The following is a 10,049-nucleotide window of genomic DNA, read 5'->3' on the forward strand; positions in this document are numbered from 1 at the left end:
GAGTCGATGCTGACGGTGAACTCGACCTGGCCGATCGAGTCGTCCTTGACCTGCATCTCCTCCAGCAGCCGCGCCCAGGTGCCGTCCTGTTCCCAGCGTTTGAACCGCTCGTAGCAGGTCTGCCAGGGCCCGTACCGCTCGGGAATGTCCCGCCACGGCGCGCCGGTCCGCAACCGCCACAAAATGCCGTCGATCACCTGCCGGTGATCACGCCAAGGACGGCCCCGGCCGTCCATCGCCGGCAGCAGCGGCTCGATACGTGCCCACGCCTTGTCCGTCAGCTCACCACGTCGCACCACGACCGACATTCAACAGTGCATGTAGATCGTTTGTCAGACACTCTCTAGGGGCCCTCACGGCTGATCCCCCTTCCCGGCGGCCTCGCCATCGGGCGGTCGAGGTCCTCAGCCTGCCGCCACGACGGATACCCCTAAGGTGAACAGAAGGTGAACAAATCGGGTGCCAACCCGGCGGAGCTGCCGTAACGTGGCGACGTAGGTGAATAACAAGTGAACAACGGGAATCGATCAGCCGCCCACAGGGCGAGACATATCACCAAATTCCGAGTAGTTTGGTAGGAATGAAGACGGTGGCGAGGCGTAGTTGTCAGCCGGGTTAGCGGTGCTCGCGGGAATCTTCGCGATCGTGTCCGGGATCAACGACGGCGGCGCGTTGCTCGGCACCGGGCTGAAGGTCTGCAGCGTGCGTCCAGGGGCGGCCCTGCTCGTCCTGGTCGGTGCGGTCGCGACCGTACCGCTGGTCACCTCCCAGGTGGCAGCCACGTTCACCACCCGGCTGGCGGCGTTACCTGGCCCGTCAGGACAGCTCGCGATGACCGTCGCCGTCGTGTGCGCGCTGGTTGTGGTCTGGACGCTGAGCAGCCGCGGCCGGCCCACCAGCCTCACCTTGGCCATCGTCGGCGGCCTCACCGGCGCCGCCGTCGGCCTCGACCTGCCGGTCTCGCCGACCGCCGTCCTGCTGGTGCTCGTGGCAGGCGTCGCCGCGCCCATCGCCGGCGGCGCGATGGCCGTGGCCGCCGGCCGCCTGGTGGCCGTACTGGGCCGGGCCCACATGCTGCCACGCCTGCACTGGGGCGCTTTCGCGCTGCAATGCCTGGCATACGCGGCCAACGACGGCCAGAAGATGCTGGCCGTCTTCATCGTCGCCCTGGGCGTGACCGGCGCACCACCGCTCATCTGCCTCCTGACCGCCGCACTCTTCGCGATCGGTGCGATATACGGCCTGCCGCGCGCGGGCCGTACCTTGAGCCGCGAACTGCTGGCGGCCCGCCCGCTGCACGCCGTCGCGGCGGAGCTCGGCAGCGGACTGTCGGTCATCGGCTGCGCCGCGGCGGGAGCGCCGGTCAGCATGACGCAGGCCATAGCGGGCGGACTCATCGGCGCCGGCATGGCCGACAGCGTGCGCCGGGTGCGCTGGGCCGCGACCGTCAAAATTCTGCTGGCCTGGACGGTGACCTTGCCGGTCAGCGTGGTCCTGGCCCTGGCCGCAGCTCTGATCATCAAGGGGGTGGGCGTGTGAAACGTCTCGGGCGGGTCCTGAGCATGCTCCGCGGACGCATGGACAGCACGCTGTTACAGGCGCTGACCGGCCAGCTGGAGGCGACGCGAGAAGGCGCCTGGCTGGCCATGGCCATGATCAGCGGAGAGGTCGGCCGGACGAAGGCGCACGAGAGGATGCGCACGATCGAGCATCGAGGCGACACCTACCGCGCCCAGCTGATCGCCGAACTCGCCGGCGCCCTGGTCACACCGATCGACCGCGAGGACCTGTTCCGGCTGTCCCGCTCGATAGACGACATCCTGGACTCGCTGCGCGACTTCGTGCGCGAGTCCCACCTGTACCGCGTCCACGACCGCCGGCGCTTCGCCCCCATGCTCGACCAGGTCATCATGGGCATCGACGCCCTGGAGAAGGCGGTGAGCGACCTGGCCGCGAGCACCCCGGTGGTCTCGTCCGACGCCCTCGAGGCCAAGAAGGCCGGCGGCGCGGTCCGCCGCATGTACCAGTACGAGATAGCCCGCATCCTGTCGTCGGAGGTGACCTCAGAAGCCCTCCGAGAACGAGAACTCGTCCGCCGCCTGGAGATCGTCGGCACCGCCATCAGCGACGCCGCCGACGCCATAGCCGACGGCGCCATGAAACGCTGAGCCACCTCGAATCCTGCCGGGCGTCAGCGGCCGGTGGTGCGGACCATGCGGTAGCGGGCCTTGCCCGAGAGCATGCGGGCGTAGGCGGCGCCCACCTCTTCCAGCGGGCACGTCTCGGTGAGCGGACGTACGCCGGTCAGTGCGGCGAAGCGCAGGGTCTCCTCGACGTCGCGGGCGGTGCCGTCGGGGAGCTGACATTGCGCTGTGCGTCTACAACGTCGAGCCTGGCTCCCCCACCGCCGACGCCCTGCGCCTGCTGAGCGGCTGGTCCGCTCTCGGCCGCCGCGTGCCCTCGCAGGCGCGCTGACGCATCGCCTCGGTGATCGGAGTGACGGACGTCGTCGCCCCGTCCAGGGTGAGCCTGAGTGTGGGGGCGATGGTGCCGCCGAAGTTCGCCCGTGCCTGCGCGGCGTCCGCCGAGCGGAGGTCCACGCCCTCGCGCGTGCGGTAGTTGGCGAAGCTGACCACGTGCAGATCCGGCAGCACCAGCCAGGCGTAGGCCTGGTCGGGTTCGCCTGAGGGGTTCCTGAGCACGAGCCCTGACCCGTTCAGCGGCTCGTACGGCCCGGTCAGGCTGGGCGCGGTGAAACCGTACAGCCCGGTGGGCGCCCGATCGGCGGGGTGGAACGTGTGGCGCTGGGTGCAGAAGAACAGGTAGTACCGGGAGTCGTGGACGACGACGTGCGGTCGTTCGAGCTCGTGGTTGATGCCGTCGGCGATCAGCAGGGGCGGCAGCAGCGACCAGGCGCCGTCCCGTTCATCGGCGAGGGCGATCGCGCCGGTGAACCCGTCCTCGTGCGCGGTGGAGGCGGCGGCGAGCAGGTGGTCGCGCCCGTCGGCCGGGTCGCGGAACCAGCCCGGGTCGCGGAAGGCCCTGATGCGGCCCGGCGCCCCGTCCGGCTCGTCGGCCGACAGATACGTCCTGCCGTCGGAGCGCAGCACCTCCCGATGCTCGGCGTCGCGCCGCAGCAGGATCCCGCCTCCGTCAGCGATCAGCGTCGGACGGGTCTCGATGACGCTCTGCCGGTACGTCGGGCGCGCTTCGCCGCGCCGTCCGGCGGCCGTGTAGTACACGGAGACCGTGCCGTCCGCCCGGCGAACCGCCGACCCGGACCATTCACGGCTGCCGGGCGAGGCGCCGTCGGCGAAGGCGTTGCCGAGGTCGGTCCACGTGGCTCCGTCCCTTCCCAGCAGGCGGAGCCGCGCCCGGTCGTGGCGCTCCTCGGGGTGGCCGACGGCGGGCGCGGACAGCGCCATCCACAGCTCCTGACCGTTGACCACGCTGGTCGAGCCGTCCTCGTCCTGGACCGGCCACAGGTCCCACAGGTCGAGGTCCGGCAGGATCCGGGGCAGGGCAGGGGGGTCGAAGACGGGCGCGGTGGTCGACGCGGTCTCGGCGAGCAGGCCGAGGTGCCGGCTGGTCCAGCGCGCCGGTCGGCCTCCGGTCACGCGACGTCCCGCGAGCCGACGGGCCTTCGCATCATGAACAACCCTTCTTTCCGCTGATGGTGGACAGCCTGCCGAGCTCGATGGCCCCGGTGATGCCCGCGTGGTCGCCGAGCGACGGGCTGACGACGTACTCGTCCATCAAGGTCGCGTCGGTCATGGGCGGCGTCGTGGGGTAGCCGGCGGCGAGGTCGAACGCGCGTGCCCTGACGCGCGCCATCAGTCCGGGGTGCTTGGCGACGCCGCCGCCGATGATGATCCGCTCGGGCGAGAGCGTGTAGGTCAGGTTCATGACCGCGTGGGCGAGGTACTCGGCCTCGAGCTCCCACGCCGCCGGGTCGTCGAGGCTTTCCGCCCGTCGTCCCCACCTCTGGCGCATCGCCTCGCCGGAGGCGAGCCCTTCCAGGCAGTCGCCGTGGAACGGGCAGCTGCCCGCGAACGCGTCCCTGGCGGGGTCGCGCGGGACACGGACGTGGCCGAACTCCGGATGCAGGAGGCCGTGCAGCAGCCGGCCGTTCACCACGGCTCCGACGCCGATCCCGGTGCCCACGGTCATGTAGACGACCGTGTCGAGGTCACGTCCCGCTCCGTGCCGCCACTCGCCCAGCGCGGCGGCGTTCACGTCGGTGTCGAGGCCGACGGGGACGTCCAGCGCGGCCCGCAGCGGGCTGACGACGTCGGTGTGGGCCCAGCCCGGCTTCGGTGTGCTGGTGATGTGCCCGTACGCCGGCGACCCCGGTCGCAGATCGACCGGCCCGAAGCTGCCCACGCCGATGGCGCTGAGCCCCCGGTGTTCACGGAAGAAGCGCACCGTGGCCGTGATGGTCTCATCCGGGGTGGTCGTCGGGATCACGTCGGTCGCGACGAGGTCTCCGTCGGCGTCGGCGACCGCGCACACCCATTTCGTGCCGCCCGCTTCGATCCCGCCGTACAGCGGCTGTGTCGTGTGCATCGCGGTCAGCCTTTCAGCGAGCCCTGGAGCAGGGCCTTGACGAAGTGGCGCTGGAAGATGAGGAACACCAGGAGCGTCGGCGTCAGGATCAGCAGCGACCCGGCGCTCAACAACGGAATGTTGGTACCCCACTGTCCCTGGAACGCGCCCAGGGCTCCGGACATGGTCCGCTTGGTGGGGTCGTCCACCAGGACGATGGCCAGCAGGAACTGGTTCCACGTCCACAGGAACAGCAGGATGCCCAGGGACGCGATCGCCGGCACGGCCAGGGGGACGTGGATGCGCCGGAACAGCTGCCACACGTTGGCCCCGTCCATCCGGGCGCTCTCGGACAGCTCGCCGGGCATGTTGACGAAGTGGGCGCGCATCCAGAAGACGGAGAAGGGCATGAACAGGCCGATGAGCGGCAGGATGATCGCCCAGCGGGTGTTGAGCAGCCCCATGTCGCGGATCTGGTAGTACAGCGGCGTGATGATCCCCTCGTAGGGGAGGGTGAGGCCGAGCACGAACAGCACGAAGAGCACGCGACCGCCGATCACGCGCAGGTGTCCGATGGCGAAGCCGGCCATCGTGCCGAGCAGGATGGAGATCGGGACCACGCCCAGCACGATGAGGGTGCTCGACTTCAGCAGCTCGCCCATCTCGGCGGCCTCGAAGGCGCGCAGGAAGTTGCCCCACTGCGGGTCGTCCGGCCAGGCCAGCCCGGCGGGGTAGGTGCCCGAGGGGTGCAGCGCGGTGACGAACAGGCTGACGAACGGCAGCAGCGTGATCGCCATCATGAGGACGAGCAGCAGCCTGCCGGTCCAGGCCTCCCGCCAGGGGGTGATCATCGGTTGTTGTCCTTCGCGAACCACTGGATGGGCAGGGCGCAGGCGATGACGAGGATCATGAGCACCATGGCCAGGGCCGAGGCCGTGCCGACCTCCCGGTCGGCGAAGGCCAGGTAGAAGATCTGCAGGCCGGGAACCATGGTCGTGTTGCCCGGGCCGCCCTGGGTCGAGATGTAGACGATGTCGAAGCTCGCCAGGGCGGCGATCACCGTCACGGTGACGCAGACCGCGATCTCCTGCCGGAGGCTCGGGATCGTGATGGAGACGAACTCCCGCCACGGACCCGCGCCGTCGAGGCGGGCGGCCTCGTACAGCGCCGGGTCGATCTTGCTCATGCCGGCCAGGAGCAGCAGCGTGCACAGGCCGAGCAGCACCCACGCGCCGATCATGCCGACCGCCGGCAGGGCGGTCGCGAAATCGCCCAGCCAGGCCCGGGTCACCCCGCCGAGGCCGACGAGCGAGAGCAGCTGGTTGACCACTCCGGTGGACGCCAGCAGCCAGCTCCACGCGATGCCCGCCGCCACCAGCGGGATGACCTGCGGCAGGAACAGCACGGTCCGCGCGACGAGGGCGAGCCGGCTGGCGGCGATCCTGCGGATGGTCGCGGCGACGGCCAGGCCCAGCACCACCGGCACCGCGCTGAAGAACACGATCAGCTGGAAGGCGTTGACCAGCGACTCGAACAGGTCCCGATCGGTGAAGACCCTGCCGTAGTTGGCCGCTCCCACCCAGGTGGACGGGCCGATGCCGTCCCACTCGTACAGCGAGTACTGGAACGTCAGCGCGATCGGGCGCAGCACGAACACCGCGTAGAAGGCGAACGCCGGGGCGACGAACAGCCAGCCGACCAGTCCGCGCGTGCCGCGCAGCTTCCTCGCGACCGGCCGCCGGTGCACGGATCGAGCGCCGGCGGGGCGGGTCATCACCTGGGTCAGTTCCCTTCGATCTGGCCGGAGTAGTCGGCCTGCACCGTCTTGAGCAGCTCCTGCGGCGTCTGCTCCCCGGCCACCAGTTTCTGCAGCTGCGGCGTCCAGCCCTTGGCGTAGATGGCGCCGGTGGCGTTGGCGATGAAGTCCATCGCGCCGTTGTCCGCGGCGATGTCCGCCCCGGCGGCCAGCGTGCCCGCGGTGACGGTGTCCTGAGCCACCTCCGGCATGTACGCGTCGGCCGGTCCGAGCGGACGCGACCCGCCGACCTCGACGCCGATCTCGCGGGCCCGCTTGTCGGTGGCCACCCAGTTGAGGAAGTACGCGGCGCAGTCGGCGTTCTTCGCCTTCGCGGCGATGCCGAAGGTCAAAGGCGCGGACATGGTGGCGAGCTTGCCGCCCTCCTGCGCGGACGGCATCAGGGTGAAGCCGACGTTGCCCGCCATCTGCTTGTCGAGGTTGCCCGACTCCCAGTCGCCGTTGAACATGAACAGGCCCTGCCCGTCGATGAACCGGCTCATCATGGTGGCGTAGTCGACCGCGTTGACGTCCTTCTGGAAGTACCCCGCCTTGATCCACCGCTCGAGGTGCTGGACGGCCTGCAGGTTCGACGGCGTGTCGATGGTGGCGCCGGGCTTCTGGAAGATCCAGTCGTTGATGGGCCCGGACGGGCCGTACGACGCCATGAGGTTCTGCAGCGGGAAGGCGAGACCGCCGGTGGCGCCGCCGTTGAACTGGACGATGGGAGTGATGCCCGCGCTCTTGGCCTTGTCCAGGAGCGTGTCGAACTCCGCCAGCGTGGCGGGCGGCGCGGACATCCCGATCTGCTCGGCGAGCTTCTTGTTGTAGAAGACGCCGGTCATGCTCATGTTGAGCCCGAGGGCGTACAGCGAGCCCTCCCCTCGCGGCCGGCCGCCCTGGCCGAGGCGCAGCTGCTCCAGCTGGGACGCCGGCCACTTGTCCCAGCCGAAGGCGGTCGCGTAGCCGTCCAGGTTCTTCATGAGGTTGTCCTTGACCAGCTCGGAGAGCTGGGGCAGGCGCATCAGGTCGGGCGGGTTGTCCGCCAGCAGGCGCGGGGCGTTCTGCGTCAGCACCGCGAACTGGTCCTCGCGGATGTCCCACGTGACGTTCGGGTGCTGCTTGGTGAACTCCGTGGTCAGCTCTTTGGGCAGCGGGAAGCCGGTCTCGAAGTAGCCGGTCATCGTCACCGGCGCCGTGCCGCAGGTGGGCGCCTCGGACACCGGTGCCGCGCTGGTGGCCTGGGGCTGCGGGCTGTCGCCCCCGGGCGGCGCGCAGGCGGCGGTCAGCGTCCCCATGGCGATCACAAGCGCGACCCCGGACCGGCCGGGACGGACTCGACGAGCCATGTGCGTCTCCTCTGCTGCTTGGGACATGCGGCACCGGGCAGACAGCCCGAGCACGTTGCTAAATCGGGTTAGCGCCCGTAGTCTCACCACGCGCGTCGTACGATGTCAACCCTCCGTAACCCACTCTTGATCGGAGGTCCTGGGTGAGCCCACGACGGGTCACGATGGCCGACGTGGCCAAGGCGGCCGGCGTCTCCCGCACGACCGCCTCGCTCGTGCTGTCAGGTCGTGGCCGCGAACTGCGGATCTCTCAGGACGTCGAGCAGCGCGTGCTGCGGGCCGCCCACGAGCTGGAGTATCGGCCCAACATCGTCTCCGTGGGCCTGCGCACGGGCACCACCCGGACGATCGGCTTCGTCTCCGACACCGTCGCCACCTCGCGGCTGGCCGGCGACATGATCAAAGGAGCGCTCGAAGCCGCCCGCGACCGCGGCTTCATGCTGTTCATCGGCGAGACCGAGGGCGACGCCGAGCTCGAACGCCTCCTGCTCCAGGCCATGCACGACCGGCAGGTCGACGGGCTCGTCCTGGCCTCGATGTTCACCAGGACCATCGAGGTGCCCAAGGCCGTCACGGCCGTGCCCGCCGTCCTGCTCAACGCGCTCCCCAAGCAGCCCACCCCCCTGCCCGCCGTCCTGCCGGACGAGGTCGAGGCCGGCCGCAGCGCAGCCCGTGTCCTGCTCGACGCCGGCCACCGCGACGGCGTCTACCTGATCGGCGCCGGTCCCGGCCTGCACGACGTGCCGTCGGAGAGCGTCGCCGCGGTCGAGCGGCTCGTCGGCATCCGGGAGGCCCTCGGCGCCGCCGGGGTCGAGGTGGCGGGCGCCCGCATCTGTCCCGACTGGCAGCCGGAGTACGGCCTCACGGCGACCCGGGACCTCCTCGGGACCGCCCGGCCGCGCGCCCTGATCTGCTTCAACGACCGGATCGCCATGGGCGCCTACCAGGCGCTCGACGACTTCGGCCTCAGGGTGCCCGCGGACGTCTCCGTCGTCTCCTTCGACGACCACCCGATCGCCTCGTGGATGCGTCCCCAACTGACCACCGTGGCGCTGCCGCACTACGAGCTGGGCCGTAAGGCGGTCGACGTGCTGTTCGCCGAGATCGGCCGCTCGGACACCGGGCGGACGGGCCAGGTGCACCGGGTGCCGATGCCGGTCCGCGCGCGGGAGTCCGTCAAGCCCCCTGCCGGGGATCTCCCCGGCTGAGCGCGTTCACTTCACCGTGAAGCGCAGGTGTGTGACCGCGTCGGAGGCGACCAGGTGTGTGCGCGTCAACTCGATGTGACCGAGGTCCTCCAGCAGCCGGATTCCCGAGCCGAGCACGACCGGTACCAGGTTGATCAGCAACTCGTCCAGCAATCCGCCGCGCAGGAACTGCCGTCCCGTCCTGGCGCCCATGACGACCACGTCCTTGTCGCCGGCCGCGTCCTGCGCGGCCTTCAGTGCGGCCTCGACGCCGGTGACGAAGGTGAACGTCCCGCTCCTCATGACGAGCTCGTCGCGGGACTCGTGGGTGAGCACGACGGTCGGCGCCGGATATGGGGTGTCCTGCCAGTGCGGCAGGCCGACGTCGAACGTACGCCTGCCGACCACGACCGCGCCGACCGAAGCCGACATCCGGTCGAGCACCTCCTGGTCGCGCGGGTCGGGCCGGTCGGTGAACATCCACTCGTGCAGCCGCATGCCGCCCTTGCCCATGGGATGCTCATGACCGATGTCAGGACCGGCGACGAAGCCGTCCAACGACATGCTCTTGTACAGCACCACTGCACCCATCTGACCTCCTGAATGCTGCCCTCAGGAGGTGGACCACCCGGCCTCCCCCAACTCATCGGCGCCGAGCGGAAGCGGGCTGTCCAGTTGGTGGTCCGCCCAGACGTAGCTTTCCGGGAGCAGGTCGGTGACGGGGGTCTGATCTGGTGTGGTTGTCACCCCGGCAGCGCGTGGCCGCGATGTGCGCCGCGGCCTGGATCAGCTCCTGGTCGACGTCCGTGGTCATCTTCTTCGCCTTCTGGTGACCGCCGCCAACCGGTCAGATGTGGATGTCAACGATGGGAGGGTAGCTGTACTGCTGTGCGGGTGTGCACAGAGAGGAAATGTCGATGAACCTCACCATGATCGCGCCTCCGCCCGAGCCTCCTGGTAGTCGCCGTCGACGCCGGCAACGACGACGGCGCCGCCGTACCTACGGCTTCCCCTTCTGAGGGGAGGACGTCGCGCGATGCGCCGACCGTCTTCGTGACTCCTCCGCTCTCTGAAGGGAGCGGCTTCTCGCTAAGCCGCTTCCGCAGCCTGGCGAAGGGCAAGCCCTGCCCTGAGGATGTTGACCGCCGCGTTCACGTCGGCGTGCGCGGCATG

At 69.9% G+C, this 10,049-nt stretch carries 10 protein-coding genes; 3 read left to right on the top strand and 7 right to left on the bottom strand.

Translation table 11 applies throughout. The features are described from left to right. The coding region (locus BLR04_RS39010) for an IS5 family transposase (protein ID WP_143022439.1) at nucleotides 1–299 on the bottom strand (299 nt) is incomplete at its 3' end. Between the two features lie 304 nt (nucleotides 300–603). Between BLR04_RS39010 and BLR04_RS39015 the strand changes: the two genes are divergently transcribed. Both BLR04_RS39015 and BLR04_RS39020 read left to right on the top strand, forming a co-directional pair. Then, nucleotides 604–1,539 carry an inorganic phosphate transporter gene (locus tag BLR04_RS39015; protein WP_090774198.1) on the top strand — a complete coding sequence of 312 codons (936 nt, stop codon included), beginning with the start codon at nucleotides 604–606 and terminating at the stop codon, nucleotides 1,537–1,539. A gap of 38 nt (nucleotides 1,540–1,577) precedes the next feature. Continuing rightward, the gene (locus BLR04_RS39020; protein WP_245741009.1) at nucleotides 1,578–2,168 is read left to right on the top strand and encodes a DUF47 domain-containing protein; all 591 of its coding nucleotides are present in this window, start codon (nucleotides 1,578–1,580) and stop codon (nucleotides 2,166–2,168) included. Nucleotides 2,169–2,378: 210 nt separating this feature from the next. Here BLR04_RS39020 and BLR04_RS39025 read toward each other — a convergent pair whose 3' ends face one another. From BLR04_RS39025 to BLR04_RS39045, 5 genes are read right to left on the bottom strand one after another with little or no spacing between them, the layout of a single operon-like run. Continuing rightward, nucleotides 2,379–3,617: a glycoside hydrolase family 68 protein gene (locus tag BLR04_RS39025; RefSeq protein WP_090774200.1), complete on the bottom strand. Its 1,239-nt coding sequence runs from the start codon at nucleotides 3,615–3,617 to the stop codon at nucleotides 2,379–2,381. Nucleotides 3,618–3,648: 31 nt separating this feature from the next. Then, nucleotides 3,649–4,566 carry an ROK family protein gene (locus tag BLR04_RS39030; protein WP_090774201.1) on the bottom strand — a complete coding sequence of 306 codons (918 nt, stop codon included), beginning with the start codon at nucleotides 4,564–4,566 and terminating at the stop codon, nucleotides 3,649–3,651. 5 nt (nucleotides 4,567–4,571) lie between these two features. Beyond that, nucleotides 4,572–5,396 carry a carbohydrate ABC transporter permease gene (locus BLR04_RS39035; RefSeq protein WP_090774202.1) on the bottom strand — a complete coding sequence of 275 codons (825 nt, stop codon included), beginning with the start codon at nucleotides 5,394–5,396 and terminating at the stop codon, nucleotides 4,572–4,574. After that, on the bottom strand, nucleotides 5,393–6,319 hold the full coding sequence (locus tag BLR04_RS39040; protein ID WP_090774203.1) for a carbohydrate ABC transporter permease: 927 nt from the start codon (nucleotides 6,317–6,319) through the stop codon (nucleotides 5,393–5,395). Before BLR04_RS39040 ends, BLR04_RS39035 begins: the two co-directional genes overlap by 4 nt. 8 nt (nucleotides 6,320–6,327) lie before the next feature. Next, nucleotides 6,328–7,689, bottom strand: a complete 1,362-nt coding sequence (locus BLR04_RS39045; RefSeq protein ID WP_090774204.1) for an ABC transporter substrate-binding protein — start codon at nucleotides 7,687–7,689, stop codon at nucleotides 6,328–6,330. Nucleotides 7,690–7,832: 143 nt separating this feature from the next. Between BLR04_RS39045 and BLR04_RS39050 the strand changes: the two genes are divergently transcribed. Beyond that, complete coding sequence (locus BLR04_RS39050) at nucleotides 7,833–8,897, top strand: LacI family DNA-binding transcriptional regulator (RefSeq protein ID WP_218129347.1); 1,065 nt, start codon at nucleotides 7,833–7,835, stop codon at nucleotides 8,895–8,897. Nucleotides 8,898–8,903: 6 nt separating this feature from the next. Here BLR04_RS39050 and BLR04_RS39055 read toward each other — a convergent pair whose 3' ends face one another. Then, nucleotides 8,904–9,467, bottom strand: a complete 564-nt coding sequence (locus tag BLR04_RS39055; RefSeq protein ID WP_090774206.1) for a dihydrofolate reductase family protein — start codon at nucleotides 9,465–9,467, stop codon at nucleotides 8,904–8,906. Nucleotides 9,468–10,049 lie beyond the last annotated feature (582 nt).

This window comes from Nonomuraea maritima, assembly GCF_900100395.1.
Taxonomy (GTDB): Bacteria; Actinomycetota; Actinomycetes; order Streptosporangiales; family Streptosporangiaceae; genus Nonomuraea; species Nonomuraea maritima.